The sequence below is a fragment of the Microbacterium sufflavum genome (assembly GCF_023091155.1).
GTDB lineage: Bacteria > Actinomycetota > Actinomycetes > Actinomycetales > Microbacteriaceae > Microbacterium > Microbacterium sufflavum.
Genome location: NZ_JAHWXK010000001.1, coordinates 1,801,490 through 1,827,309, shown reverse-complemented (window position 1 = coordinate 1,827,309; position 25,820 = coordinate 1,801,490). Strand labels below are relative to the sequence as shown.

The following is a 25,820-nucleotide window of genomic DNA, read 5'->3' as shown; positions in this document are numbered from 1 at the left end:
GCGCCTCCGCGCGGGTCACGAGTCCTCCGCGAGGGCGTCCTTGACGAGCGTGGAGAGCACGGAGGTCCCGTCGATCGGCCCGATGATCTTCGCGGCCACGCGGCCCTGCTTGTCGAGCACGAGGGTGGTCGGGGTGGCCGAGATCGGCACGGCCTCCGCGAACGCGAGCTTGGCCTCCGCGGTGTCGACGTCGATCAGGCTCGGGTAGGTGACGCCGTACTCCTCCGCGAACGCGGTGGCCGTGTCGGCCTGGTCGCGCGTGTTGACGCCGATGAAGGACACGCCCTGGTCCTCGTACTCCTTCCAGACGCTCTCCAGGTCGGCCGCTTCGAGGCGGCACGGGGCGCACCCGGCGTACCAGAAGTTGACGACGGTGACGTCGCCGGCGACGTCGGCGCTGTCGAAGTCGTCACCGGTCTCGGTGACCCCGCCGAACTCGACGGGTTCGCCACGTTCGGCGACCGGGATCTCGACGATCGCGCCGTCCGCGGCGACGTAGCCGGTGTTCTCCCCGCTCAGGAAGGATTCGCTGACGGCGTCGGGGGCGCACGCGGTCAGGCCGACGGCGAGCACCGCGGCGAACGCGGCTCCGACCGCTCGGCGGGCATGCCGGGGGTGGGAGGTGCGGCCGCGGCGAATCGGAGGGATTCTGGGGGCGAGGGGCACGGCTCCGAGTTTACGCAGAGCATCCTATGCATCGGCCGGGTACCCCCCGGGGGGAATCAGAGGCGCGCGAGCACGTCGGCGACGCTCGCGCGGAAGCGCGGGCACGTCGCGATGTCGTGCGCACGGCAGCCCATCGCGTGCTCGGTCATCTCCCGCGAGCGCCGCATCTCCTCCATGCGCCGGTCGAGGTCGTCGAGGTGCTGCTGCAGCACCTGGTGCCGGCCCGCGCTGCCGTCGTCGAGCAGCACGGCGATCTGCTCGAGGCTCATGCCGGCCGCCTTGCTGCGCTGGATCACGGCGATCCGCACGACCTCGTCCTCGCCGTAGCGTCGCCGACCTGCCGCATCACGCGGCGGGCGGAGCAACCCGACCGATTCCCAGTGCCGCAGCACGTGGGTGGGCAGGTCGAAGCGGGCGGCGACCTCGCCGACGGACCAGGGGTGGCTGTCGCTTGACTTCATGTTGACATGAAGTCACACACTGGCGAGGAAGGCAAGAAGAGAGGACGACACCATGCACGACGCGATCGTGATCGGGGCGGGACCGGCCGGGCTCCAGGCGGCCCTGACCCTCGGACGCATGCACCGCTCGGCGCTGCTGCTCGATTCGGGCGAGTACCGCAACGGGACGGTGCAGCACATGCACAACATGATCGGCGAGGACGGCACACCCCCGGCGGAGCTGCGCGCCCGCGCCCGGCGGGAGCTCACCGCCTATGACACGGTGACCGTGCGCGACACCGCGGCGCAGCGCATCGAGGGTTCCGCCACGGAGGGCTTCCGCGTGACGCTCGCCGACGGCTCGGTCGACCGCGGACGACGCGTGGTGCTCGCGACCGGCGTGGCCGACGACCTTCCCGCGGTGCCGGGACTCGCGCCGCTGTGGGGGCTGAAGGCGTTCACCTGCCCGTTCTGCGACGGCCACGAGCACGCCGGTCGTCCGATCGCGATCCTCGGCCCCGCCCCGCGCGCGGAGCACCTGATCGGACTGCTCGGGCCCGTCGTCGGCGACATCACCGTGGTGCCGGTGGACGCGCCGCTCGGCGACGACGACCGCGCTCGGCTCGAGGGCCTCGGGGTGCGGGTCGCCGGGCCTGCGGCCGAGGTCTCGGAGCACGGCGCGGGGGTGCGCGTGCGCACGGCCGACGGCGACCTCGACGTGGCCGGGGTCTTCGTCGCCGCGGCCTCGGCGCGCCAGCGCGCCCCCTTCGCGGCCGACCTGGGACTGCGGATGCTCGACTCCGGCTCGATCGAGATCGACGAGCTCGGGCACACCTCGGTCGGCGGCGTCTTCGCGGCGGGCGACCTCGCCCATCGCGCGACCCTCCCCGGGCCGATGGCCGCGGTGCTGCTCGCCGCCGCGGCCGGTCAGCTCGCGGCGATCGGCGTCATCCGGTCACTGCTGGAGGACGCCCACTGAGACCGAGGCCACGGGCGCGGGGTGACGGCGGCGGGTCAGACCGCGCCGACGTCGACCGCGTCGCCCGTGGCGGCGGGCTCCGCGTAGGCGACCTCGCGCCACACGTCACCCACGCGCTCGAACGAGGTGACGCTCGACAGGGCGCAGCGCCGCGTGCGGGGGTCGTGCTGCAGCGGAAGCCCCGCCACGCGCAGGTGCGTGATCCAGATGGGCGCCTGGTGCGACACCATCACGATGTCGCCCTCGGTCGTGCTCTCCAGCGCGGCCGTCCACGCCTCGTCCATGATCCCGAGCATGCGCTCCGCGATCGACGCGTACGGCTCGCCCCAGCTGGGGACCGACGGCTGCCGCAGATGCCACCAGTTGAGCGGGTTCATCAGCGACCGGCGCATGCGGGTGCCCTCGAAGACGTTCGTCGGCTCGATCAGACGGATGTCGATCTCCGGCACCAGGTCGAACCGCTCGGCGAACGGCTCCGCCGACTCCTGCGCGCGCTCCAGCGGTGAGGCGTACAGCGCCGCCACGGGGTCGCCGAGCTGCGCCACGTGCGCGGCCGCCGACGCCGCCATCCCGCGGCCCGCGCGGCTCAGGTGATAGTCGGGCAGCCGGCCGTACAGCACACGGGCGGGGTTGTGCACCTCACCGTGCCGCACGAGGTGCAGTCGCGATACCCCCACGTCAGATCTCGCGGTAGCGGGAGTCGCCGAAGCCGAGGATGAAGTATCCGATGAACGAGAACACGAAGAGGAGGAAGAAGGAGAAGACGCCGCCCTTGCCGAAGCGGGCGCCGACCTTCACGGCCACGACGATCGCGAGCACCACGTTGGCGATCGGCACCAGGTAGAGCAGGACCCACCAGCCCGACATCCCGGCGATGCGCAACAGGAAGATCGCGTTGACGATCGGGATGAGGGCGAGGATGCCCGGATATCCGGCCTTGGTGAACACCTTCCACCAGGCGACGGCGAGGAGGATGTAGAAGATCAACGCCACCACGCCGGTGGTCCCGGAGAGGATCTGGCCGAGGAAGTCGGGGACGACCGGGACGTCGGCCGCGGGGACGAGAGCGAGGTTCATGGGGGCACCTTCCGTTCACAGACACCCTACTGAGGGACGGGCCGTCCCGTGAGAAGGGGTCGCGCACCCCCGTAGACTGGGCGGGTTCTCCATTTCCCAGATCAGAAGGAATACTCCGTGCTGCGCACCCACACCGCAGGCTCCCTGCGCGCCGAGAACATCGGTCAGACCGTCACCCTCACCGGGTGGGTCGATCGTCGTCGTGACCACGGAGGCGTCGCGTTCATCGATCTGCGGGATGCCTCGGGCATCGCCCAGGTGGTCATCCGCGACGAGGAGGTCGCCCACCCGCTGCGCAACGAGTTCGTGCTCAAGGTCACGGGCGAGGTCTCGCGCCGCCCCGAGGGCAACGCCAACCCGAACCTCCCGTCGGGCGAGATCGAGGTCATCGCGGCCGAGGTCGAGGTGCTGAACCCCTCGGCTCCGCTCCCCTTCCAGGTCTCCACGGCGCTGGCCGACACCGAGACCGTGGGCGAGGAGGCGCGTCTCAAGTACCGCTACCTCGACCTGCGCCGTCCGGCCGCGGCCTCCGCGCTGCGTCTGCGCTCCGACGTGTACAAGGCCGTCCGCGACGTGCTGCACGCCGACGGCTTCACCGAGGTCGAGACCCCCACCCTCACCCGCTCCACCCCCGAGGGCGCCCGCGACTTCGTGGTGCCGGCGCGGCTGCACCCGGGCAGCTGGTACGCGCTGCCCCAGTCGCCGCAGCTGTTCAAGCAGCTGCTCATGGTCGGCGGCGTGGAGAAGTACTACCAGATCGCCCGCTGCTACCGCGACGAGGACTTCCGCGCCGACCGGCAGCCCGAGTTCACGCAGCTCGACATCGAGATGAGCTTCGTCGAGCAGGAAGACGTGATCGCCCTCATGGAGTCGCTCATCGTGGCGATGTGGAAGACGATCGGCGTGGAGGTGCAGACCCCGCTGCCGCGCATCACCTACGCCGAGGCGATGGCGAAGTACGGCTCCGACAAGCCCGACCTGCGCTTCGGGCTCGAGCTCGTCGAGGCGACCGAGTACTTCGCGGACACCCCGTTCCGGGTGTTCCAGGCCGAGTACGTCGGCGCGGTGCGTATGCCCGGCGGCGCCTCGCAGCCGCGCAAGGTGCTCGACGCCTGGCAGGACTGGGCCAAGCAGCGCGGCGCCCGCGGTCTCGCCTACGTGCTGTTCAACGAGGACGGCACCCTGGGCGGCCCCGCCGCGAAGAACCTGTCCGAGGCGGAGCAGGCGGGTCTCGCGGAGTTCGTGGGCGCCGAGCCGGGCGACTGCGTGTTCTTCGCCGCCGGATCCACCAAGGAGAGCCGGGCGCTGCTCGGCGCCGCGCGCGTGGAGATCGGCCGCCGCCTGGGTTACCTGAACCCGGACGAGTTCGCGTTCACCTGGGTCGTCGACGCCCCGATGTTCGAGCCCGCCGCCGACGCGGTGGCCTCGGGCGACGTCGCGGTGGGCGCGGGCGCCTGGACGGCCGTGCACCACGCGTTCACCGGCCCGAAGCCCGAGTTCGAGGACACGTTCGACACCGACCCGGGCTCGGCCCTCGCCTACGCGTACGACATCGTGTGCAACGGCTCCGAGCTCGGCGGCGGCTCGATCCGCATCCACCGCGAAGACGTGCAGAAGCGGGTCTTCGAGGTCATGGGCATCAGCGACGAGGTCGCGCAGGAGCAGTTCGGCTTCCTGCTCGACGCATTCTCCTTCGGCGCTCCCCCGCACGGCGGCATCGCGCTGGGCATGGACCGCGTGCTGCAGCACCTGTCGAAGACCGAGTCGATCCGCGACGTCATCGCCTTCCCGAAGTCGGGCAACGGGTACGACCCGCTGACCTCCGCGCCCGCCCCGATCACCCCGGAGCAGCGCGCCGAGGCCGGCGTGGACTACGAGCCCGACGACGACGCGGCCTGAGCCGCTCGCGCACGATCAGGCACTCGTGCCGGGTCGGGCGGTTCCCCACGGAACCTGCCCGACCCGGCGTCGTCGTGTGAGCCGCGGACGGTTCAGCGGAGCGAGGCGAGAGCCGGGACGATGTTCTCGTTCCACACGTCCACGCCCAGCTTCGCGATGAGCGCGACGACCACCACGAGGAACACCACGCGGATGAACGTGGTGCCGCGCGAGATCGCCATGCGCGACCCCAGGTAGCTGCCCGCGACGTTCGCGACCGCGAGGATGCCGCCCAGCAGCCACAGCACCGACCCGTGCGGGATGAACAGCAGCAGCGCGCCCAGGTTCGTGGCGAGGTTCACGATCTTCGCCTTCGCGCTGGCCTGCAGGAAGTCATAGCCGAGCAGCGCCACGAGGGTGATCACCAGGAACGTGCCGGTGCCCGGGCCGATCATGCCGTCGTAGAAGCCGATGCCGAGGCCGGCGAGGCCCGCCATGAGGTGGTGCTTGTGGCCGTGGAAGCGCAGCTGCGTCGCGGCGCCGAGCTGCGGGCGGAGCGCCGTGAACAGGGCGACCGCGAGAAGTGCGACCACGATGATCGGCTTGAACGCGGCGGGCGGAAGCACCGTGGCGACCGCGGCTCCCCCGAACGAGCCGAGCAGCGCGATCACCGCCATGGGCAGAGCCGTGCGGATGTCGGGTTTCGCGCGGCGGTAGTACGTGACACTGCTCGTCGCCGTGCCGAACACCGACGCGAGCTTGTTGGTGGCCAGGGCCTGCACCGGCGCGATACCGGGGATCAGCAGCAGCGCGGGCAGTTGCAGCAGACCCCCGCCGCCCACGACCGCGTCGATCCAGCCGGCGCAGAACGCCGCGACGATCACGAGGATCAGCATCCCCCAGGTGAGCTGCTCGAGCCCGAGCACCGTGCCGATATCCACCCGGCCATGATTCCAGAGAGTGCACCCTCCTCCCGCATCCGCGCCCCTGAGAGACTGGTGCCATGCTCGACGCCCTCCCCCTGCCCTTCCCCTTCCCGTCGCGCGTCGGCGAGGCCGTCCTGCGGCGGGCCACCCTGGACGACACCGATGCGGTGATCGCGCTGCTCGCCGACGACCCCATCAGCGCCGCCCGCGGTGATGTGGCCTCCGACGAGGATCGCCCCGCCTATGAGCGCGGCCTGAGGGAGATCCTCTCCGAGCCCTCGAACGACCTGCTGGTGGTCGAGCTCGGCGGGGCCGTCGTCGGCACGCTGCAGCTCACGTCGATCCCCGGCATGGCACGCCGCGGAGCCCGTCGCCTGCTGGTCGAAGCCGTGCGCGTGCGCAGCGACCTGCGTTCGGCGGGTCTCGGCGGGGCCGTGATGCGCTGGGTCGGGGAACAGGCCGCGCCCGCGCTCGGCGCCGCGATGGTGCAGCTGACCTCCGATGCCGCCCGCACCGACGCGCACCGCTTCTACGAGCGTCTCGGCTACGTCGGCTCGCACCGCGGCTTCAAGCTCACCGTCCCGCACTGACCGGCGGCCGCGCCGGCCCGCCTGTCGGTCCCGCGCCCGCGCGCCACCCATCGGACACCGTCCGTTCACCGCGGCCGCCACGAGCGGCAACCTCCGGCTCGTAGTGTCCTCTCGCAACCCGACCCCGGCGAACCCGCGCCGGGCACCGAGAGGATACTCATGGCACGCTTCACCCGCCGCGCGCGCATCGGCGCCGGCATCGCCCTCGCCACCACGGCCGCGCTCGCACTGAGCGCCTGCTCCGGCGCCGCCGACGCGTCGGGCTCCGGCTCCGGAGAGTCCGACGTCGACGCGTCGGCGGCCACGTCGGTGGCCGACTTCGGCACGTTCGCCGATCTGGAGGCCGCCGCCAAGGCCGAGGGACAGCTCAACGTCATCGCGCTCCCGCGCGACTGGGCGAACTACGGCGAGATCCTCGATCTCTTCGCCGAGAAGTACCCCGAGATCACGATCAACGAGGCCTCGCCCGACGTGTCCAGCGCGGAGGAGATCCAGGCCGCCGAGACGAACAAGGGCCTCGACACGGCGCCCGACGTGTTCGACCTCGGCCTCACCGTGGCCCTGCAGAACACCGATGCCTTCGCGCCGTACACGGTGCAGACGTGGGACGACATCCCCGACGAGCTCAAGGAGCCGAGCGGGCTGTTCGTGGGCGACTACGGCGGGTACATGTCGATCGGCTACGACTCGTCGAAGTACGACGCACCGTCCGAGCTCGACGACCTGCTCTCCGCCGACTACAAGGGCGCGGTCGCGATCAACGGCGACCCCACGCAGGCCGGTGCCGCGTTCGCCGCGGTGGGCCTCGCGACCGTGCAGTCGGACGGCACGCTCGACGACTTCCAGCCCGGCATCGACTTCTTCTCCGAGCTGCAGAAGGCCGGCAACCTGCTCAAGGTCGACGTGACCACCGCGACCATCGCCAGCGGTGAGACCCCGGTGGTGTTCGACTGGGATTACCTGAACGCCGCCCACACGGCCGACAACCCCGACTGGAAGGTCGTCGTGCTCGACGGGACGGGCTACGCCGGCTACTACAACCAGGCCATCAACGCCGACGCCCCGCACCCGGCCGCCGCGCGACTGTGGCAGGAGTTCCTCTACAGCGACGAGGTGCAGAACCTGTGGCTGAAGGGCGGCGCCCGTCCGGTGCGCATGGAGGCCATGACGGAGGCGGGCACGATCGACGCCGACCTCGCCGCCGCGCTGCCCGAGGCACCGGCGGAGACCGTCGTGCCGACCGAGGAGCAGTCGGCGAACGCCGGCACGCTGCTCGGCGAGAAGTGGGCCGCGGCGGTCCAGTGACCACCGTCGTCGCACCGGGGGCGGACGTCGCGGCGTCCGCCCCCGCCACCACCGCCGGGCCCGCGCGTGACGCGGGGGCCCGGCGGTCCGCGCCGTCGTTCGCGTGGCTGGGGCTGGTCCCCTTCGCGGCCTACGTGGTGCTGTTCCTCGCCGTGCCGACGGTGCTCGCCGTCGGCTCGGGGTTCTTCGATGACGACGGCGCGGTCACGATGACGAACGTGGAGGCACTGGGCGACCCCGTGGTCCTGAGGACGTTCGCGAACTCGGCCGGGCTGTCGCTACTCACGGCCGCGGTCGGAGCGGTCGTGGGGGCCCTGGTCTGCTACGCGCTGCTCGGCGCTCCGCCCGAGGGCGCCGTGCGCCGGGCGGTCGATGCAGCAGCCGGGGTGCTCGCCCAGTTCGGCGGGGTGATGCTGGCGTTCGCGTTCATCGCCACGATCGGCATCCAGGGGGTGGTCACGGTCTTCCTGCGCGACACGCTCGGCGTCGACATCTTCGCGAACGGCGCCTGGCTCTACGAGCTGCCCGGGCTCGTCCTGCCCTACATCTACTTCCAGGTGCCGCTCATGGTCATCACGTTCATGCCCGCCCTCGCCGCCCTGCAGCCGCAGTGGGCCGAGGCGAACCTCACGCTGGGCGGCACGCGGGCGAGCTTCTGGCTGCGCATCGGCCTGCCCGTGCTCGCGCCCTCGTTCCTCGCCAGCCTGCTGCTCCTGTTCGCGAACGCCTTCTCGTCGTACGCGACCGCCGCGGCGCTGGCCAGCCAGGGCTCGCAGATCGTGCCGCTGCAGATCCGCACCGCCCTCACGAGCGAGACGCTGCTGGGCCGGGAGAATCTCGCCGGGGCGCTCGCCCTCGGCATGATCGTGGTGGTCGGCGTGGTGATGGGCCTGTACTCGCTGATCCAGCGCCGGGCTGCGCGGTGGCGCTCGTGAACCGTCTCGCCCCGTCGCGCACCACGCGCTGGGTGATCGGTGTGCTCGTCGGCGCGTTCTTCGCTGTACCGCTCGTGTCGACGTTCCTGTTCACGCTCCGTGGTGCCGACGGAGCGTCGTTCGAGCATTGGGCCGCGCTGTTCGACCCCGCTGCGGCGGCCGCGCTCCGGCCGATCTGGACGGGACTCGGCAACTCGCTGATCCTCGCCGTCGTGACCGTCGCGATCGTCCTGCTGGTGCTCGCCCCGACGATGATCCTGGTGAACCTGCGCTTCCCGCGGCTGAAGCCCGCGTTCGAGTTCCTCGCGCTCCTGCCCATCTCGATCCCGGCGATCGTGCTGGTGGTCGGCCTCGCACCCCTCTATCTGCAGATCGGTCGTACCCTCGGCACCGGCACCTGGACGCTCGCGTTCGCCTACGGCATCACCGTGCTGCCGTTCGCCTTCCGGTCGATCCAGGCGGCGATCGACGCGGCCGACCTGCGCACGCTGTCGGAGGCGGCCCGTTCCCTCGGCGCGAGCTGGCCGGCCGTGGTGCTCCGCGTGCTCGCGCCGAACCTCCGCCAGGGGCTGCTGGCCGCGTCCCTGCTGTCGATCGCCGTGGTCCTGGGAGAGTTCACGATCGCCTCCCTCCTGAACCGTCCGGTGTTCCAGACGGCGATGCTCGTCGTGCAGAAGCAGGACCCCTACGCGCCGGCGATCTTCACCCTGCTGGCGCTGCTGCTCGTCTTCCTCCTGCTCCTCCTGATCGGCCGCGTCGCGCGCGGCTCCCGAAAGGCCCGCTCATGACCCTCGACCAGGCCCTCCCCCGCACGAAGGACAACCTGCTGCTCGCGCGGGCCGGCGAGGGCACCCGCGTGCAGCTCGAGGGCATCGTGAAGCGCTACGGCGGCACGACCGTGCTGCACGGCGTCGATCTCGACATCGCGCCGGGCGAGTTCGTGTCGCTGCTGGGCCCGTCCGGATGCGGCAAGACCACGCTGCTGCGCGTGCTCGCCGGGCTCGAGGTCGCGGATGGCGGTGCGGTCCTGCTCGGCGGCGGAGACGTCTCTCGGGTGACGACCAACAAGCGCGACATCGGCATGGTGTTCCAGTCGTACTCGCTGTTCCCGCACCTGCGCGTGGTCGACAACACGGCCTTCGGTCTGCGACGCCGCGGAGTCGGCCGGGCCGAGGCGGCACGACGGTCGCTCGACGCCCTGGCTCTCGTGGGTCTCGCCGACCTCGCCGATCGCTTCCCGCACCAGTTGTCGGGTGGGCAGCAGCAGCGGGTCGCCCTCGCGCGGGCACTGGTCACCGAGCCCCGGGTGCTGCTGCTGGACGAGCCCCTGTCGGCGCTCGACGCGAAGGTGCGCGTGCAGCTGCGCGACGAGATCCGCCGCCTCCAGCTCCGACTGGGCATCACCACGGTCTTCGTCACGCACGACCAGGAGGAGGCGCTGGCGGTGTCCGACCGCATCGCCGTGATGAACGCGGGGCGCATCGAGCAGATCGGCACCCCGGAGGAGCTGTACACCGCTCCGTCCACGGCGGGGGTCGCCGCGTTCGTCGGGCTGTCGAGCGTGGTGTCCGGTGTCGCGGAGGGCGACCACGTCGTGGTGTGGGGGCAGCGCCTGCCGTTGCAGACGCCGGCCGACGGCCCGGTCGACGTGTACCTGCGACCGGAGAACGTGCACTTCGCGTCGGAGGCGGACGCGGCGACCGATGCGCTGGTGGAGGAGAGCACGTTCCTCGGCAGCATGCGCCGCACGCTCGTGCGCACGGAGTCGGGCGAGCTCGTCCGCGTGCAGCACGCGCCGGGTGTGCACCCCGCGTTCGGCGACCGCGTCCGCATCGCGGTCGACCCGGAGCCCGTGGTGGTCCATCCGCGCGGCTGAGCGGCGGAGGCCCACCTGGAACGTCGGAGACCCCGCGGCCGTCTGGCCGCAGGGTCTCCGTTCGGTTTCCGGGTCAGATGGTGATCTGCCCGGCGACGGTGGCGAGCTTGTGGCGGGCGAGCGCCAGGTTCGCCTTCGCCTTGTCGAGCACCAGGTAGACGAAGAGTCCTTCGGTGCCGCTGCTGCTGAGCACATTGATCAGGTGGTACTGGTCGTCGAGCGTGATGAGGATGTCGTCGATCCGACTGGCGATGCCGAGCTCCTTCATCGTCTGCAGCTTCGCGCGGACGACATTGGAGTTCCCGGCCGCGGCGACACCGAGGTCGAAGGCGGGGTGACCGCCCTGCGCGAGAGCCATGCCGGACGCGGAGTCCGCGATCGCGACGCCCACGGCGCCGTCGATCGTCAGAAGCTCCTGCACGGACTGTTCCAGTTGTGCCATTCGTTCTCCCTGAGGTTCTGTACGGGTGCGGTCGAGCGAGGTGTCCCGCTCGATGAGGGGTGTGCCCGGGGTCGGTGCGATCGGGTCGTCGCCGCCGGGCGTGAGGGTCGGAAGGAGCGCCGGGCCCGCGTCGCGGTCGACGAGTGCGTGCGCGCGCAGCGCGGGGCGCGGAGGCGGTGGCGGGAGTGTCGAGAACAGGTCCTCGAGCGCGCGGAGCGCGTCGTCATCGGGCGCGGCGGCGTCGGCCGATTCCGCGCGTGTGCTCGCAACGTCGATCTCACGTCGACGACGGCCGAAGACAGCCATCGGTCCCCCTTGTGTCACCACGAGTCGTCGCCGATCCGTCCTGGATCGCCGCCGACTTGTCCCCAGATTCCGTCGACCGCCCCAGCGATCGACCTGCACACGATACCCGGCGAACCTCCGGATCCGCGCCTCCGAACGCCCCTCCCCCGCGTTGTATATCGGTAGCGCGTCTCCGGCCTCCCCGCGGAGGTCGTCGCAGCCGAGGGACCGCGGTGAGAAGAACGAACCCCCTGTCGCCATCCCGGCGGCAGGGGGTTCGTTCGTCGGTGCTTCAGAGCACGCGGGACAGGAAGTCCCTGGTGCGCTGGTGCTGCGGATCGGCGAGCACCTCGTGCGGGTCGCCCTCCTCGACGATGTGACCGCCGTCCATGAAGATCAGCCGCGAGCCGACCTCACGCGCGAAGCCCATCTCGTGGGTCACGACCAGCATCGTCATGCCCTCGTCGGCGAGCGACCGCATGACCGACAGCACCTCGCCGACCAGCTCGGGGTCGAGCGCGGAGGTGGGCTCGTCGAAGAGCATCATGTCGGGGTTCATGCACAGCGCTCGGGCGATCGCGACGCGCTGCTGCTGCCCGCCCGACAAGTGACCGGGGTAGGCGCCCGCCTTCTCGGCCAGGCCCACCCGCTCGAGCATCGCGTGCGCGACCTTCTCGGACTCCGCCTTCGACCGCTTCTTCACCCGCTGCTGCGCGATCGTCAGGTTGCCGAGCACGCTCAGGTGCGGGAACAGGTTGAAGCTCTGGAACACCATGCCGATGCGGGTGCGCACGCGGTCGATGTCGACGTCGGGGTCGGTGATGTCGATCCCCTCGATCAGCACCTTGCCGCCGGTGGGCTCCTCCAGCAGGTTCACCGAGCGCAGCAGCGTGGACTTGCCCGAGCCGGACGGGCCGATCACGCAGACGACCTCGCCGGCCGTGACCGTGAGGTCGATGCCCTTGAGCACCTCGTTGTCTCCGAACGTCTTCACGAGCCCCTGGATGTCGATCGCGGGCGCGTGGACGTCGATCAGATCGGTGGTCATCGGCTCCTCGCCATCCGTCGCTCCAGCCACGCGCTGAACCGCGTGAGGGGGATCGTCACGATCAGGTACAGGATCGCGGCCATGATCAGCGGCGTCCCGTTGGCGTTCTGCGTACTGGCGTCGCGGGCGAACGTCGTGAGCTCCTTCGACCAGATGAACGACCCGGCCACGAACAGCAGCGAGGTGTCCTTCAGCAGCAGCACGAACTCGTTCGTCAGCGGCGGGATGATGATGCGGAAGCCCTGCGGCACCACGATCCAGAACGTCGTCTTCATGGGCGACATGCCGAGCGAGCGGGCCGCCTCGGTCTGCCCCTTCGGCACCGCCTGCAGGCCGGCGCGAATGGTCTCGGCCATGTACGCCGATGCCACGAGGATCAGACCGATCAGCCCGAGGACTACCGGCCCGCCGAGCTTCGTACCGGGGATACCCATGCCGATCGGCACGATGTAGGCGATCGCGAAGATCGTGAGGATCGCCGGGAGTCCGCGGAACAGTTCGATCCAGCACGTCGCGATCCAGCGGAACGGCCCGATCTCCGACAGCTTCATCAGCGCGAGGACCACGCCGAGCAGCAAACCGCCCACGAACGCCACGGCGGTGAACCACAGGGTGTTCACGAGCGCGGTGGTGATGATCCCCGGGAGCATCTTCGCCGCGATCTCCGGGTTGAAGTACATCGTGGCGATCCGCGCCCAGTCGGTGCTGATCGCCGCCCAGATGACGAGAGCGATCAGCACCGCATAGACGGTGTAGCGGTACAGCTTCTTCTTCGTGGTGCGCCTCAACGCCATTGTCAAGGTCCTCCCGACCGACTCAGTTCCGTCTTCAGTTGGCCGTGAAGTACTCGTCGTAGATCTTCTGGTACTCGCCGCTGTCGCGGAGGTCCTTCAGTGCGCCGTTGACCGCCTCGAGAAGAGCATCCTTCTCGCCCTTCGCGAACGCGAAGCCGTAGGACTCGTCGGTCTCGTACGTTTCCACGATCTTGTAGGCGGAGTCGGCCTTCTCGTGCTCGAGGTTCACCGGCTGGTCCTGCAGGATCGCGTCGATCTGCCCGGCCTGCATGGCCGGCCACAGCTCGCCGTCCGACGGGTACTGCACGAGCTGAGCGCCCTTCGCGTTCTCCCCGGCGTAGGACTCACCCGTCGTGCCCTGCTGCACGCCCACGTTCTTCCCGTCGAGGTCGTCGATCGACTCGATGCCCGAGTCGGTGCGCACCAGGAGCGACTGCAGCGAGTCGTAGTACGGGTCGGAGAAGTCGATGTTGGCCTTGCGCTCCTCGGTGATCGTCATGGCCGAGGCGCCGACGTCGCACGTACCGGCCGCCAAGGTGGTCCCGGACTGCAGAGCTTCGAAGCCCACATCCTGCACCGAAAGCTTCAGGTCGAGCTGCTTCGCGATTGCGCCCAGCAGGTCGATGTCGAAGCCCGTGTACTCTCCATCGTCGCCCTGGAACTCGAACGGCGGGTAGGGGATGTCGGAGCAGACAGAGAGGGTGCCCGCCTCGATCAGACCGTAGTCGTCGCCGGCCGCGGGAGCGTCGCTGCTGCCCGCGTCGGTCGATCCGGTGGCGCATCCGGCGAGCGCGAACGTGGCGGTGGCCACGAGTGCGAGACCGGCGAAGAGGGTACGACGAGGCATGTCGACTCCTGGGGTTCGGGGGCGGGTGCGCCCGCGGACGGGTAGGAGATCATCTAAACATGCGGCTCGTCGCGTGACCAATGACACGGGCAGACGACCGCATTACGTTTGTGTTTCGGTGCCTCCCCGCGCGGCACCCGGTCTCACACCTCGACGTCGACGGCCACACGACCGGAGACGACGGAACGGATGTATCCGGCGACCTCCTCGTGCGCAGGGTGCACCTGGTACTGCTCCAGAGCATCGACGGAGTCGAACTCCGCGACGAGCGTCACGTCCCAGTTGGCGTCGGGGTAGACGTCGTTCGCGCCCGCCCAGATGCTGCGCAGCTGGGGAACGATGCCGTCGAGCGCGTTCAGCCGGCGGGCGACCTCGGCCGCCTGGTCCGCGCGGGTCTGCGCATCGTCGGCGGCGAGCTTCCAGGCCACGACATGGCGAATGGTCATCGGGGTGTCTCCTGATCGGTCAGGGCGTCAGCGCTCACGGCTTCCTCCAGCGCCTCGCGCAGGCGGTCGGGCGAGACGCGCCAGTGGGCGTGCAGGCGGCCGTCGATCAGCACCACCGGGATCTTCTCCCACCACTGCTCGTACAGCGCGGGGTCTTCGGCGATCGACGCCTCGACGATCTCGATCCGCTCGGCGGCGGCGTCGGGCAGCTCGGCGACCACGGCGTCGACGACCTCGGAGGCCACGTCGCACAGATGGCAGTCGGGCTTGCCGATCAGGGTGAGCGTGGTCACGCCGACGGCACCTCGACCTCGCGACCCTGCGCGATCCACTCGCCCGTGCCGCCCTCCACGTTCGTCGCGTCATAGCCGCGCGCCTCGAGCGCCTCGACCACGCGAGCCGAACGGCCGCCGGCCTGGCAGATCACGTCGAAGCACTCGGCGGGCAGTTCGTCGAGACGGTTGCCGATCTCGGACATCGGGATGTTCACCGCGCCCGGAACGTGGCCGGCCGCGAACTCGTGCACCTCCCGGACATCGATGAGCGGGGTACCGGAGCGCTCGGCGAGCTCGGCGACGGTGATCGACTTCATGACATCCTCTCGGCGGTGCGGCACGGCAGAGACACAAAGCGCCCGTCCGAAGACAGGCGCTCGGTGTCTGGCCGCTTACTTCTTGTTGCGGCGCTGGTGGCGAGTCTTGCGAAGCAGCTTGCGGTGCTTCTTCTTCGCCATGCGCTTGCGGCGCTTCTTGATGACAGAACCCACGGAAACCTCACTAAGTCAGGGGCTGGGTGTCGCCGAATCGGACACCCGGGTACGGGCACGAAAAAATGCCTCGGATCATCCTAGCAAACCCGCGGGCCGCCTCGCGCCGCCCTGCGGATCAACCCGCGTCGGCGATCGGTCGCTGCAGCGCCTCGGCCACGGCCGACTCCGGGACGCGGTAGCTGCGGCCGAAGCGGATGGCGGGCAGCTCTCCGGAGTGCACGAGCCGGTACACGGTCATCTTGGACACGCGCATGAGCTCGGCGACCTCGGCCACCGTCAGGAATCGGACATCTGGAACCTCGGGCATCCCACGTACCCCTTTCTCGATGTGCACACTCTATGGGTTTCCTGGGACGCGTGTAAACCCACGTGACTCGTGTGATCAGTGGGACGCGGGCACCGTGGCGAACGCCCGCACCGGGAAGGTGCCGAACCCGCGGATCGCGGGCGGGGCCGCGGTGAAGCGGGCACCCCGCGAGGGCACCGCGTCGAGATCCGTGAGGTGCTCGACCACGTGCACGCCGGCGGCGAGGAGGATGCTGTGCGCCGGACGCTCTCCGCCGCTCTCGGTGTCGTCGATGTTGAGCGAGTCGATCCCGACCAGGCGCACCCCCGCCTCGACCAGGAAGCGGGCGCCGTCCTCCGTGAGGTACGGCGCCCCCTCCGCATACTCGGGCGTGCCGAAGAGCCGGCTCCACCCCGTGTCGAGGAGGACCGCCGAGCCCCGCAGGTCGCGGTCCGCCAGGGTCGCCGCGCGGATGCCGCGGCGCTCGGGCGACCAGGCGTCGCGCAGGTGGAAGACCTCGGCGGGGAGGCCGACCAGGGTGCGCAGGTCGAGTGCGGCGAGATCGTCGCCGTCGCCGTAGCGGTGCCAGGGGGCGTCGAGGTAGGTGCCGGTGTTGCCGATCATCGTGATCACGTCCATCGCGAACTCGGTCCCCGGCGCGTAGCGCTCCCGGGATGCGGCGCGCGTGAGGAACGGGGCGATGGTCGGCGCCGGCAGCCCGGGATAGGTGATCATCCCGGCCTCGATGGGGTGGCTGAGATCCACGATGCGGTCCTCGGCCCCACCGCCGCTCGGTGCCTCGACCCCGCGGCTTCCGCGATGCGGCTCCTCGACGATGCGCAGGTCGCGGAGGTGCACCTCGTCGACCAGCGCCAGTCCCAGGTGGCGGACGAGCAGGGTGCCGATCTCCTCGGCCGAGAGGTCTTCCCGGGGAAGGTCGAGGCGGAACCCTTCCCCGTGCATGCCGCCGCCGTTGGCGAACGTGATCGAGAAATCGAAGTGAGCGCGGTGCGGAGCGGTCGTCATCCCCCCATCCTGCCCATCCGGCGCGGCGCCGGGGTCGCTCAGCCGGACTTCCTGGCCTTCGCCACCCGTTCTCGCGCCTCGCGAAGAGCCTGACGCTCGAGCTTGCGCGCCGCGCGCAGCGCCTTCTCGGCATCACGGCTGGCCTTCTGCGCCTCCTTGAGGCGCTTGTCCCCGGCGAGCTCCGCCGCATCGAGGGCGACCCACTCCTCGGAGACCCGGTGCTGCTCCCCGCGATCGAGACCGTCGAGGTAGGCCGCGACACCGTCGAGCGTGCGCTCCACGGCGAAGCGGAACGGATCGGCCGGCGACAGGAACACGCCGTCCTCGATCGCCCGGCGGAGCGCGGGGAACTCCTCGGCCGAGATCACCCGATCGAACAGCGACGCCTCCCGCATCGCCACCTCTTCGGCGGAGAGACCGGAGGAGCGGGACTGCTCCGAGTACCCCGCCTGCACGATGCCGCACCAGCGAGCGTGGCCGGTGATCGCGAGGGCGACGGCCATCCGCTCGTCGGCGGTGAGCGGTGTGTCATCGAGCGCGGCGAGACTGGCGTCCAGCCAGGCGGAGCTGTTGGGGGTGATCGGCGAACCCGAGATCGGCAACGACAGGATCCACGGGTGGCGCAGGTAGACGAGGATCTGGGCCTCGTACAGCGCGAGCAGCCGCGCGCGCCAGCCCTCGACCTCGAGGTGGCTCTCCGGAGGGAGTCCGGTCGCCTCCTCCTGCATGAGCAGCAGGAGGTCGTCCTTCGCGGAGACGTAGCGGTACAGCGACATGGGGGTGAAGCCGAGCCGGGCGGCCACCGCTGCCATGGAGACGGCGCCGATGCCCTCGCCGTCGGCGAGTTCCACCGCGGCCTCCACGATCTTCTCGACACTCATCTCCCGCTTCGGCCCGCGCTGGGGATTCGCCGCGACGCCCCAGGCGAGGGCGATGCCCCGGGGGAGCTCGGGAGGCTCGATGTCGGTCATCCGCCCATCCTACTTCTGTTTATTTCATAAACAGTGTGTTACCGTCATACACAATTGCGTTGCCCATACACAGTTTTCGCGATACACAGAAAGGGATCCTGATGGAGACAGCCATCCAGGTGCGCGACCTGCGCAAGGCCTTCGGGCCGAAGCCCGTGGTCGACGACCTCGCCTTCGAGGTCGGCCGCGGCGAGGTCTTCGCTCTGCTCGGACCGAACGGCGCGGGCAAGACGACGACCATCAACATCCTCACCACCCTCACCACCGCGGATGCGGGATCGGCGACCGTGGCGGGGTGGGATGTGCGCTCGCATCCCGACGAGGTGCGCCGGCGCATCAGCCTCACCGGGCAGGCGGCCGCCGTGGACGACGCCCTCACCGGTACCGAGAACGTCGTCATGTTCGCGCGCCTCTCGGGACTGGGGCGGGCGGCCGCGCGGCACCGCGCCGAGGACCTCATCGCCCGGTTCGCGCTGACCGACGCGGCGTCCCGCGCCGTGCGCACCTACTCCGGCGGCATGCGCCGTCGCCTCGACCTGGCGCTCAGCTTCGTCGTGACCCCGGAAGTGCTGTTCCTCGACGAGCCCACCACCGGGCTCGACACCCGTAGCCGCCGCGACCTGTGGGACATCATCCGCACGGTCGCGGGTGCCGGCACGACGGTGTTCCTCACCACCCAGTACCTGGAGGAGGCGGATCAGCTCGCCGACCGGATCGCCGTCCTGCACGACGGCCGGATCGCGGCGCTGGGCACCGCCGCCGAGCTCAAGGCGCGTATCGGCGGCGACACGGTCGAGCTCCACGACAGCCGGGGAGAGCTGCGGCGCGAGATCCCGACCGACGGCACGGTCGCCGGGCTGCGGCGCGCCCTCGATCGGCTCGACACGGAGGGAGACGACGGCGTCGTCACGCTCCGACGGCCCACCCTCGACGACGTGTTCCTGGCGGTCACATCGTCCCCCGCGGGCCGGCCTGTATCCGGAGAGCCGGTCGACGCCGCCTCACGCACCCTCGAGGAGCTCGCATGAACACCGCGGTCACCATCACCACCCCCATGCCCCCGCACGCCTCCCCCACGCCGACGCCTCGACCGCGCCTGCGCGGGCTGACGGCCGAAACCGTCTTCGTCGGACGCAGCCTGCGGCACTCGCTGCGCGACGGCGAATCACTGCTCATGGCGATCATGCTGCCCGTCATGCTCATGCTCATGTTCACGTGGGTGTTCGGCGGGGCGATCGACCCCTCCGGCGCCTACGTCGACTACGTCGTGCCGGGCATCATCCTCACGTGCGCGGGGTTCGGGGCGTCCTCCACGGCGGTGTATGTCGCGAACGACATGCGCTCCGGCATCATCGACCGGTTCCGCACCATGCCGCTGCGCGCCGGAGCCGTGCTCACCGGGCACGTGGTGGCGAGCGTCCTGCGCAACCTGGTCGCGACGGCCATCGTCATCGGCGTCGGGGTGCTGGTCGGGTTCCGCCCGACCGCGTCGCCGGGCGACTGGATCGCGCTGGGCGGGCTGATCACGCTCTACATCCTCGCGATCACGTACCTGTTCGCGGCGATCGGCCTCGCCGCCGGCAGCCCCGAGGGTGCCAACGGCTACGGCTTCGTGCTGCTGTTCCTGCCCTACCTGTCCAGCGCTTTCGTGCCGGTGGCGAGCATGCCGGAGTGGCTGCAGCCGGTCGCCGCGCACCAGCCCATCACCCCGATCGTCGAGACCATCCGCAGCCTGCTCCTCGGTACCGACGCCGGAACGCAGCCGTGGTGGGCGGTGCTGTGGTGCGTGGTGATCCTCGGCGTCGCCGTCGTGTGGGGCGCGTGGCTGTTCCGCCGCAAGGCGGGCCGCCGCTGAGCCCGTCCCGTCCAGCCCGCGCATAGCCGCCGCTCGCCGGTCGCCCAGACAGCTCTGGCACTGTCGATGCAGGACTTGTGCCGGCACCGCCGAGTCCGTTGCGGAGCTGGGGTCCGTGGATCGCCCCTGACGACATGCCCCCCGGTCGTCAGGGGCGATGTCCGTTCCGGCGCGGCTGCGCGCGCGTCAGGCGCCGAGCCGCTTGAGCGCCGTGGTCACCACGTGCTTGGCCGATGCGGCCGCGCGTCCGACCACCTCGGCGGCGTGTGCCGCGCCATCGGGAAGACCACCCGGGTAGGCGATGTCCGGGGCCGCGTCGCCGTAGGCGTCGACGAGGAACGGGACCAGCCAGTCGTCGACGACCTCGAGCGGCTCGACGGCGAGGCTGTAGAACCGACGCTGCCCGTCCTCGCGCACGGTCACGAGCTCGGCATCGCGCAGCACCTTGAGGTGCTTGGAGACGGTGGGCTGGCTGATCCCCAGGTCGGCCACGATCTGGCTCACGCTGGTGCCGGACTCGCCTTCGGACGTTCGCCGGAGCAGGAGCTGGAGGATGTCGCGCCTCGTACCGTCTGCGATCACGTCGAAGATGTCCGTCATGGCATCAGGGTAGTCGCCCCCGGCACGGAGTACCATGACGAGGGCTCGGCGGGCGGCGTCGTGCACGGATGGATTCGAACGAGGGGGCAGCGATGTCGGGCATCGTTTCGGCGTCGTCGCCCCGACAGCGGTTCCCGGGGTCGGGCGGGCGCTTCAAGCACCTCATCACGTCGTCGCCGTCGCGGTTCGCGATCTCCGTGTTCGCGCTGCTGATCCTCGTCTTCACCGTCCTCTTCTCGCTGCCGATCGCATCGGCCGACCGCACCGTCACGCCGCTGAGCGACGCCCTCTTCACCGCCGTCTCCACGATCTGCGTCACGGGTCTGGCGACCGTGGACATGGCCAACCACTGGTCGCCGTTCGGGCACGTCCTGGTGTTCATCGGCGTGAACATCGGTGCGCTGGGCGTGCTGACCCTCGCCTCGCTGATGGGCATGCTCATCTCCAAGCGCCTCGGGTTGCGCGCCAAGCTCATGGCCGCGGGCGACACGAACCCGCTGCGCGCGCACGGCGGCGTCGTGAACGAGAGCCAGACGGTGCGGCTGGGCGAGGTCGGGCAGCTCCTCACCACGGTCGCCGTCTCCGCCCTCATCATCGAGGCCTCCCTCGCCGCACTCCTCTACCCGGCCCTGGTGATGGCCAAGGTCGACCCGATCGCCGCACTGTGGGAGGCGCCCTACTTCGCCGCCATGGCGTTCACCAACACCGGCTTCGCCCCCAACGACGGCGGCGTCGCGGTGTTCGCCGACGACTACCTCGTGCTGTTCCTGCTCATGGTGGGGGTCTTCCTCGGCAGCATCGGCTTCCCCGTGATCTACACGCTCGCCAAGCACGTGTGGCACGTGAAGCGGTGGTCGCTGCACTCCAAGCTCACGATCGTCACCACCGTGCTGCTGTTCGTGGTCGGTGCCGCCGCGTTCCTCATCCTCGAGTACGACAACCCGAAGACGTTCGGGTCGATGGACGCCGCCGACACGACCTTCCAGGCGTTCTTCCTCTCCGCGATGACGCGCTCCGGCGGCTTCAACGTGATCGAGATGGACGATCTCAACGGCTCCTCCCTGCTCGCGGCGAGCATGCTCATGTTCGTCGGCGGCGGCTCCGCGTCGACCGCGGGAGGCATCAAGGTGACCACCCTCGCCGTGCTCGCGATCGCGGTGTGGTCGGAGGCGAAGGGACGCCAGTCGGTCGAGGCCTTCGGGCGGCGCATCCCGAGCGACGTGCAGCGCGTCGCCCTCAGCGTCGTCGCGTGGGGAGCGACCATCGTGGCCCTGTCGACCATCGTGATCGCGCAGATCACGAAGGCCGACATCAGCCACGTGCTGTTCGACGTCATCTCCGCGTTCGGCACCGTCGGCCTCTCGACGGGCCTGACCGGCGAGCTGCCGGATTCCGCCTCGTACGTCATGGCCGCGACCATCTTCATGGGGCGCGTTGGTACAGTGACTCTCGCCGCGGCAGTCGCCGCGACGTCGCGAACGCAGTACTACTCACTGCCGGTGGAAAGGCCGATCGTTGGTTGAAGTCCTGCGCGGAGACGCCCCCGTCCTCGTCATCGGCCTCGGCCGGTTCGGTGCGGCGTGCGCCGGTGAGCTCGACCGTCTCGACCGCGAGGTCCTCGCGATCGACGACAATCTCGAGCTCGTGCAGAAGTGGTCGGAGCGGGTCACCCACACCGTGCAGGCCGATGCCAGGAACATCGACGCCCTGCGCCAGATCGGCGCCCAGGACTTCCAGGTCGCGGTCGTCGCGGTCGGCTCCTCGATCGAGGCATCCGTGCTCATCACCGCGAACCTCGTCGACCTCAAGGTCCCGCAGATCTGGGCCAAGGCCGTCTCCCAGTCGCACGGCAAGATCCTCGCCCGCGTCGGCGCCAACCACGTGATCTACCCCGAGCGCGAGGCCGGCGAGCGCGTCGCCCACCTGGTGAGCGGTCGCATGCTCGACTTCATCCGCTTCGACGACGACTTCGTGCTCGCCAAGATGTACCCGCCGAAGTTCATCCGCGGCGTCGGCCTGAACGAGTCCGGCGTGCGCTCGAAGTACAAGGTCACCGTCGTCGGCGTGAAGAGCCCCGGCAAGCCGTTCCGCTACGCCGAGGCGAACACCATCGTCACCAACCACGACCTCATCATCGTGTCGGGCACCAACAGCGATATCGAGCGCTTCGCCGCCCTGGACCGCTGACCGCGCCCCATCCCGACTCCCCCTCGCGGTGGATGCGTCGCTCGACTCCCGCGTGATGGGATGGGGGCCATGACCGACCACGCCCCGGCCCCTCCCGTGCTCGCCCTCCGCGGGCTCCGCAAGCAGTTCGGCCAGAAGGTCGCCGTCGACGGCCTCTCGCTCGACGTCCCCGCCGGATCGATGCTCGGCCTGCTCGGCCCGAACGGTGCGGGCAAGACCACCACGCTGGCGATGACGACGGGGCTGCTGCGTCCGGACGCGGGCTCGGCGTGGGTGCTCGGACACGACGTCTGGCAGGACCCGGCGGGGGCGAAGGCGCTCATGGGCGTGCTCCCCGACGGGATCCGCATGCTCGACCGCCTCACCGGCGCCGAGCTGCTGCGCTACACCGGCCTGCTCCGCGGCATGCCCGAGGCCGAGGTGCACACCCGCACCGGCGAGCTGCTCGACGCGCTGGGCCTCGGCGACGACCGCGACACCCTCGTCGTGGACTACTCCGCCGGCATGCGCAAGAAGATCGGCCTGGCGTGCGCGCTGATCCACGCGCCGCGGCTGCTGCTGCTGGACGAACCGCTGGAGGCCGTCGACCCGGTGTCGGGTCAGACCATCCGGCAGATCCTGCGCGCCTTCGTCGACAGCGGCGGCACGGTGGTGCTGTCCAGTCACGTCATGGAGCTGGTCGAGTCGATGTGCGACCGCGTCGCGATCGTCGCCGAGGGGCGGCTGCTGGCGCACGGAGAACTCGATGAGGTCCGAGCCGGGATGACGCTGCAGCAGCGCTTCCTGTCGCTCGTCGGCGCCCACGACCTGGGAACGGAGACGCTCGCGTGGTTGCGCTCCTCGTAGGCCTGCGGCTGCGTCAGCTCGGTCACCAGCTCGCGCGCAACCCGTGGATGATCGTCACGCTCGTCGTGGTCGGCCTCCTGGCCGTCGGCATCCTCGCGACCCTGACGGTGGGGCTCGTGCTGCTGCGGATCGGTGCGCCCGACGCCGCCGTGACCGCGCTCGTGCTGACGGGAGCCGTGATCATGCTCGGCTGGTGGGTCGGGTCGATCCTCGTAAGCGGCGACGACGCCCTGGCGCCCGACCGGTTCGCCCTGCTGCCGGTCACGGCGAAGCGGATGCTCCCGGGGCTCGTGGTCGCGGGCGTCACCACGATCGGCGGCATCGGCACCGCACTCGCCCTGCTGCTGATGCTCCTCGGCTGGTCGGTCGACGTGCTCGCCCTGCTCGCCGCGTTCGTCCTCATCCCGGTAGCCCTGGCGACCTGCGTGCTGGGCGCCCGCGTCGTGAGCGGGCTGCTCGGGAAGTGGCTCGCCCGGCGCCGCACCCGCGACCTCGTGCTCACGGTGGGTGTCGTGCTGCTGGCGTCGTCCGGACTGCTGCTGAACATCGGGCTCCAGGCGCTGACGACCGTGCACGACGTCGGCGGGGCGTTCGCCACCGTGGCCGAGGTCGCCGCCTGGACCCCGGTCGCCGCCGTGTTCGGGGTTCCCGCGGCGCTCGCGCAGGGGGCGGTGGGGGTCGCACTGCTCCGGCTGCTCATCGCCGTCGGCACGGTCGTGCTCCTCTGGGTCGCGGCCCGCGTCCACCTCGACGCCCGCCTCACGGCACCTCTCGTGTCCAGCGGGGGCGGCCGGGTCCGCTCGGGCGGCCTGCTCGACCGGATGCTGCCGGCGGGACCGGTCGGTGCGATCGCGGGCCGCACGCTCCACTACTTCCGCCGCGACCCGCGCCAGGTCGTCAATGTGGTGATGCTGCTGATCCTGCCCGCGATCTTCCTCGGTCTCGCCGTGATGAACGGCCTGCGGGAGGAGTCCGTGGGACTCGCTCCCGCCATCGTGCTGATCCCGGCCATCAACGCTCTCCTCGCGGGGAGCATCGTGCAGCTGGCCATCGCCTACGACAACGACGCGGTCGCCCTGCACATCCTGACCGGTGTCAGCGGCACCGCAGACCGGGCGGGACGGCTGCTCGGCTTCGGGCTGATCGGCCTCCCGGTCACGATCGCCCTGTGCGTGGCGACGTGCCTGGTCGCCGGACGACCGGACCTGCTGCCCGCGAGCCTCGGCGCGGCGCTCGGCCTGATGGCGGTGTCGGCCGGCGCGGGCGCGTGGGTGGGCGCGTTCCTCCCCGGTCGCGCTCCCGCTCCCGAGGCGAACCCGTTCGGTCGCGGATCGGCGGGCGGCGCACAGTCCTTCCTCGCGATGCTGATCATGTCGCCGATCACGCTGATCCTGGGCGGCCCGGCTCTGGGCTTCGGGATCGCCGCGATCTGGATGCCGCCGCTGGGCTGGGTGAGTCTGGCGTGCGCGGTCGTGATCGGGACCGCCGCCGTGTGGGGCGGGACCGTGCTGGGCGGCAAGACGCTCGAACGGCGGTGGCCGGAGGTGCTCGCGGAGGTGTCGAGCGAGGGCTGAGCCCCGCGGGGGTCAGGCGTCGATGTCGAGGACGACCTCGACCGCATCGCCCACGCCGAGCCCCTCCCGATCCTGCAGCACCTTCTTGATCGGCACGATGTAGCCGCCGTCCTTCGGCCACAGCGCGGTGGTCACGGTCGTGCCGCCGATCGTCACCGTCGCGGGGATCATGCCCCAGCCATAGGTGACGACGGCGGCGACATCGTGGATCATCGCGCTCTCGACCGGCGGCACCGTGACGAAGTGGAACGGCGCCGGCCCGCGCCAGAACCAGATCTCCCCCTCGACCCGCAGCCGCATGTCACGCCCCCGCGGCGAGCTCCTTCGCGCGGGCGAGCGCGGCCGCGGCGGCCTCGGCGAAGGTCCGGTCGAGGTGGGCGTCCTGCAGCACGGCGACGGCGCGCTCGGTGGTGCCCTTGGGACTGGTCACACGGCGCCGCAGCTCGGCCGGGTCTTCGCCCGACGCGTCGAGCAGGGCGGTCGCACCGATGAAGGTCTGCTCGACCATGAGCCGCGCATCCGCCTCGGTGAACCCCATCCCGATGGCCGCCGTGGTGACCTCCTCGATCAGGAGGAACACGTACGCGGGGCCCGAGCCGGAGATCGTGGACAGCGCGTCGATCTGCGACTCCGGCACCTCGATCACCGCGCCGACCGTCTCGAACAGGCGTCGCACGAGCGCCACGTCGTCCGCGGTCGCCGCGGCCCCGGCGGCGAGGCCGGTCACGCCCTTGCGGACGGTCGACGGCGTGTTCGGCATCGACCGGATCACGCGCGCTCCGGTGCCCAGGTGGTCGGCGAACGTCTGCAGGGTGACCCCGGCGGCGAGGCTGACGACGATCGTGTCGGCGGTCAGGTGCGGAGCGATCTCGCGCAGCAGCTCCGGCACCATCGCGGGCTTGACGCCCACCAGCACGATCCGGGCGCCGGACACCGCCTCGGCGTTGCCCTCCGGCCGCTCGGACAGCGCGATGCTGGTCACCCCGTCGAGCCCATCGAACGACGCCGCCTTCTCCGTCGTGCGGTTCGTCGCGGTGATCCCGCCGTCGACCGGGACGCCCGATGCGAGCACGCCGCGGAGGATCGCCCCGCCCATCGAACCGGCACCGAGGAACGCGAGGGAGGGAAGCGAGTCAGCCATGTGGTCATCCTACGGCGGGCGCTCCGGCGTC

The 25,820-nt window shown here is 70.6% G+C and carries 32 protein-coding genes; 13 read left to right on the top strand and 19 right to left on the bottom strand.

Annotated elements, in window-relative coordinates; all coding sequences use genetic code 11:
- Positions 1 to 15: 15 nt before the first annotated feature.
- Positions 16 to 666: a TlpA family protein disulfide reductase gene (locus KZC56_RS08925; RefSeq protein WP_136029744.1), complete on the bottom strand. Its 651-nt coding sequence runs from the start codon at positions 664 to 666 to the stop codon at positions 16 to 18.
- Between the two features lie 56 nt (positions 667 to 722).
- The gene (locus KZC56_RS08920) at positions 723 to 1,127 is read right to left on the bottom strand and encodes a MerR family transcriptional regulator (RefSeq protein WP_136029742.1); all 405 of its coding nucleotides are present in this window, start codon (positions 1,125 to 1,127) and stop codon (positions 723 to 725) included.
- Between the two features lie 52 nt (positions 1,128 to 1,179).
- Here KZC56_RS08920 and KZC56_RS08915 point away from each other — a divergent pair, with 52 nt between their 5' ends.
- Entirely contained in the window at positions 1,180 to 2,085 is a 906-nt protein-coding gene (locus KZC56_RS08915) for an NAD(P)/FAD-dependent oxidoreductase (RefSeq protein WP_247638382.1), read from the top strand.
- A gap of 35 nt (positions 2,086 to 2,120) precedes the next feature.
- Here KZC56_RS08915 and KZC56_RS08910 read toward each other — a convergent pair whose 3' ends face one another.
- Positions 2,121 to 2,762: a histidine phosphatase family protein gene (locus KZC56_RS08910; RefSeq protein ID WP_136029737.1), complete on the bottom strand. Its 642-nt coding sequence runs from the start codon at positions 2,760 to 2,762 to the stop codon at positions 2,121 to 2,123.
- A gap of 1 nt (position 2,763) precedes the next feature.
- Positions 2,764 to 3,162 (bottom strand): DUF5684 domain-containing protein, encoded by a 399-nt coding sequence (locus KZC56_RS08905; protein ID WP_206251731.1) that lies wholly within the window; start codon positions 3,160 to 3,162, stop codon positions 2,764 to 2,766.
- A gap of 117 nt (positions 3,163 to 3,279) precedes the next feature.
- Between KZC56_RS08905 and aspS the strand changes: the two genes are divergently transcribed.
- On the top strand, positions 3,280 to 5,061 hold the full coding sequence (aspS, locus tag KZC56_RS08900) for an aspartate--tRNA ligase (RefSeq protein WP_206251732.1): 1,782 nt from the start codon (positions 3,280 to 3,282) through the stop codon (positions 5,059 to 5,061).
- 92 nt (positions 5,062 to 5,153) lie between these two features.
- Here aspS and KZC56_RS08895 read toward each other — a convergent pair whose 3' ends face one another.
- On the bottom strand, positions 5,154 to 5,936 hold the full coding sequence (locus KZC56_RS08895; protein ID WP_136036377.1) for a sulfite exporter TauE/SafE family protein: 783 nt from the start codon (positions 5,934 to 5,936) through the stop codon (positions 5,154 to 5,156).
- A 107-nt stretch (positions 5,937 to 6,043) separates the two neighbouring features.
- Here KZC56_RS08895 and KZC56_RS08890 point away from each other — a divergent pair, with 107 nt between their 5' ends.
- The 5 genes from KZC56_RS08890 (at position 6,044) to KZC56_RS08870 (ending at position 10,672) form a co-directional block, all read left to right on the top strand.
- Positions 6,044 to 6,556, top strand: coding sequence for a GNAT family N-acetyltransferase (locus KZC56_RS08890; protein ID WP_136029732.1), 513 nt, complete (start codon positions 6,044 to 6,046; stop codon positions 6,554 to 6,556).
- Between the two features lie 159 nt (positions 6,557 to 6,715).
- Positions 6,716 to 7,861 carry an ABC transporter substrate-binding protein gene (locus KZC56_RS08885; RefSeq protein ID WP_136045353.1) on the top strand — a complete coding sequence of 382 codons (1,146 nt, stop codon included), beginning with the start codon at positions 6,716 to 6,718 and terminating at the stop codon, positions 7,859 to 7,861.
- Positions 7,858 to 8,796, top strand: coding sequence for an ABC transporter permease (locus KZC56_RS08880; RefSeq protein ID WP_372490574.1), 939 nt, complete (start codon positions 7,858 to 7,860; stop codon positions 8,794 to 8,796). The genes KZC56_RS08885 and KZC56_RS08880 overlap by 4 nt, the downstream gene beginning before the upstream one ends.
- Positions 8,793 to 9,584 (top strand): ABC transporter permease, encoded by a 792-nt coding sequence (locus KZC56_RS08875; protein WP_247638381.1) that lies wholly within the window; start codon positions 8,793 to 8,795, stop codon positions 9,582 to 9,584. The genes KZC56_RS08880 and KZC56_RS08875 overlap by 4 nt, the downstream gene beginning before the upstream one ends.
- Positions 9,581 to 10,672 carry an ABC transporter ATP-binding protein gene (locus KZC56_RS08870; RefSeq protein WP_247638380.1) on the top strand — a complete coding sequence of 364 codons (1,092 nt, stop codon included), beginning with the start codon at positions 9,581 to 9,583 and terminating at the stop codon, positions 10,670 to 10,672. Before KZC56_RS08875 ends, KZC56_RS08870 begins: the two co-directional genes overlap by 4 nt.
- A 73-nt stretch (positions 10,673 to 10,745) precedes the next feature.
- On the opposite strand, the gene KZC56_RS08865 is transcribed toward KZC56_RS08870, so the two are convergent.
- From KZC56_RS08865 to KZC56_RS08815, 11 genes are all read right to left on the bottom strand, one after another.
- Complete coding sequence (locus tag KZC56_RS08865) at positions 10,746 to 11,420, bottom strand: hypothetical protein (RefSeq protein WP_240744583.1); 675 nt, start codon at positions 11,418 to 11,420, stop codon at positions 10,746 to 10,748.
- 271 nt (positions 11,421 to 11,691) lie between these two features.
- A complete protein-coding gene (locus KZC56_RS08860) occupies positions 11,692 to 12,447 on the bottom strand; it encodes an amino acid ABC transporter ATP-binding protein (RefSeq protein WP_136031965.1) in 756 nt (251 codons plus the stop codon).
- Entirely contained in the window at positions 12,444 to 13,241 is a 798-nt protein-coding gene (locus KZC56_RS08855; protein WP_136031967.1) for an amino acid ABC transporter permease, read from the bottom strand. The genes KZC56_RS08860 and KZC56_RS08855 overlap by 4 nt, the downstream gene beginning before the upstream one ends.
- 34 nt (positions 13,242 to 13,275) lie before the next feature.
- Positions 13,276 to 14,088, bottom strand: a complete 813-nt coding sequence (locus KZC56_RS08850) for a basic amino acid ABC transporter substrate-binding protein (RefSeq protein WP_136031969.1) — start codon at positions 14,086 to 14,088, stop codon at positions 13,276 to 13,278.
- A 143-nt stretch (positions 14,089 to 14,231) separates the two neighbouring features.
- Positions 14,232 to 14,534 (bottom strand): Dabb family protein, encoded by a 303-nt coding sequence (locus KZC56_RS08845; RefSeq protein ID WP_247638379.1) that lies wholly within the window; start codon positions 14,532 to 14,534, stop codon positions 14,232 to 14,234.
- Positions 14,531 to 14,827 carry a glutaredoxin family protein gene (locus KZC56_RS08840; protein ID WP_136031972.1) on the bottom strand — a complete coding sequence of 99 codons (297 nt, stop codon included), beginning with the start codon at positions 14,825 to 14,827 and terminating at the stop codon, positions 14,531 to 14,533. Before KZC56_RS08840 ends, KZC56_RS08845 begins: the two co-directional genes overlap by 4 nt.
- The gene (locus KZC56_RS08835; protein WP_247638378.1) at positions 14,824 to 15,126 is read right to left on the bottom strand and encodes a rhodanese-like domain-containing protein; all 303 of its coding nucleotides are present in this window, start codon (positions 15,124 to 15,126) and stop codon (positions 14,824 to 14,826) included. The genes KZC56_RS08840 and KZC56_RS08835 overlap by 4 nt, the downstream gene beginning before the upstream one ends.
- A gap of 75 nt (positions 15,127 to 15,201) precedes the next feature.
- The gene (locus KZC56_RS08830; RefSeq protein WP_003792170.1) at positions 15,202 to 15,300 is read right to left on the bottom strand and encodes a 30S ribosomal protein bS22; all 99 of its coding nucleotides are present in this window, start codon (positions 15,298 to 15,300) and stop codon (positions 15,202 to 15,204) included.
- A 118-nt stretch (positions 15,301 to 15,418) separates the two neighbouring features.
- A complete protein-coding gene (locus KZC56_RS08825) occupies positions 15,419 to 15,610 on the bottom strand; it encodes a helix-turn-helix domain-containing protein (protein ID WP_116242548.1) in 192 nt (63 codons plus the stop codon).
- Between the two features lie 75 nt (positions 15,611 to 15,685).
- Complete coding sequence (locus tag KZC56_RS08820) at positions 15,686 to 16,615, bottom strand: cyclase family protein (RefSeq protein ID WP_247638377.1); 930 nt, start codon at positions 16,613 to 16,615, stop codon at positions 15,686 to 15,688.
- 38 nt (positions 16,616 to 16,653) lie between these two features.
- On the bottom strand, positions 16,654 to 17,586 hold the full coding sequence (locus tag KZC56_RS08815; protein ID WP_136031978.1) for a TetR/AcrR family transcriptional regulator: 933 nt from the start codon (positions 17,584 to 17,586) through the stop codon (positions 16,654 to 16,656).
- Positions 17,587 to 17,687: 101 nt separating this feature from the next.
- On the opposite strand from KZC56_RS08815, the gene KZC56_RS08810 reads away from it, so the two are divergent.
- Together KZC56_RS08810 and KZC56_RS08805 are read left to right on the top strand one after the other, a co-directional pair.
- Positions 17,688 to 18,614 (top strand): ATP-binding cassette domain-containing protein, encoded by a 927-nt coding sequence (locus KZC56_RS08810; RefSeq protein ID WP_247638376.1) that lies wholly within the window; start codon positions 17,688 to 17,690, stop codon positions 18,612 to 18,614.
- Positions 18,611 to 19,441: an ABC transporter permease gene (locus KZC56_RS08805; protein WP_247638375.1), complete on the top strand. Its 831-nt coding sequence runs from the start codon at positions 18,611 to 18,613 to the stop codon at positions 19,439 to 19,441. The genes KZC56_RS08810 and KZC56_RS08805 overlap by 4 nt, the downstream gene beginning before the upstream one ends.
- 186 nt (positions 19,442 to 19,627) lie before the next feature.
- Here the strand turns inward: KZC56_RS08805 and KZC56_RS08800 are convergent, their stop codons facing one another.
- Positions 19,628 to 20,041, bottom strand: coding sequence for an ArsR/SmtB family transcription factor (locus tag KZC56_RS08800; RefSeq protein WP_136031980.1), 414 nt, complete (start codon positions 20,039 to 20,041; stop codon positions 19,628 to 19,630).
- A 92-nt stretch (positions 20,042 to 20,133) separates the two neighbouring features.
- Here KZC56_RS08800 and KZC56_RS08795 point away from each other — a divergent pair, with 92 nt between their 5' ends.
- The 4 genes from KZC56_RS08795 (at position 20,134) to KZC56_RS08780 (ending at position 24,648) form a co-directional block, all read left to right on the top strand.
- Complete coding sequence (locus KZC56_RS08795; protein WP_136031982.1) at positions 20,134 to 21,564, top strand: TrkH family potassium uptake protein; 1,431 nt, start codon at positions 20,134 to 20,136, stop codon at positions 21,562 to 21,564.
- Positions 21,557 to 22,228, top strand: a complete 672-nt coding sequence (locus KZC56_RS08790) for a potassium channel family protein (protein ID WP_136031985.1) — start codon at positions 21,557 to 21,559, stop codon at positions 22,226 to 22,228. Before KZC56_RS08795 ends, KZC56_RS08790 begins: the two co-directional genes overlap by 8 nt.
- A 69-nt stretch (positions 22,229 to 22,297) precedes the next feature.
- Positions 22,298 to 23,074, top strand: coding sequence for an ABC transporter ATP-binding protein (locus tag KZC56_RS08785; protein WP_136035873.1), 777 nt, complete (start codon positions 22,298 to 22,300; stop codon positions 23,072 to 23,074).
- Positions 23,056 to 24,648 carry a hypothetical protein gene (locus KZC56_RS08780; RefSeq protein WP_247638374.1) on the top strand — a complete coding sequence of 531 codons (1,593 nt, stop codon included), beginning with the start codon at positions 23,056 to 23,058 and terminating at the stop codon, positions 24,646 to 24,648. The genes KZC56_RS08785 and KZC56_RS08780 overlap by 19 nt, the downstream gene beginning before the upstream one ends.
- 12 nt (positions 24,649 to 24,660) lie before the next feature.
- Here KZC56_RS08780 and KZC56_RS08775 read toward each other — a convergent pair whose 3' ends face one another.
- Positions 24,661 to 24,948 carry a DUF1905 domain-containing protein gene (locus tag KZC56_RS08775; RefSeq protein ID WP_247638373.1) on the bottom strand — a complete coding sequence of 96 codons (288 nt, stop codon included), beginning with the start codon at positions 24,946 to 24,948 and terminating at the stop codon, positions 24,661 to 24,663.
- 1 nt (position 24,949) lies between these two features.
- Entirely contained in the window at positions 24,950 to 25,789 is an 840-nt protein-coding gene (gene proC / locus KZC56_RS08770; protein WP_136031994.1) for a pyrroline-5-carboxylate reductase, read from the bottom strand.
- Positions 25,790 to 25,820 lie beyond the last annotated feature (31 nt).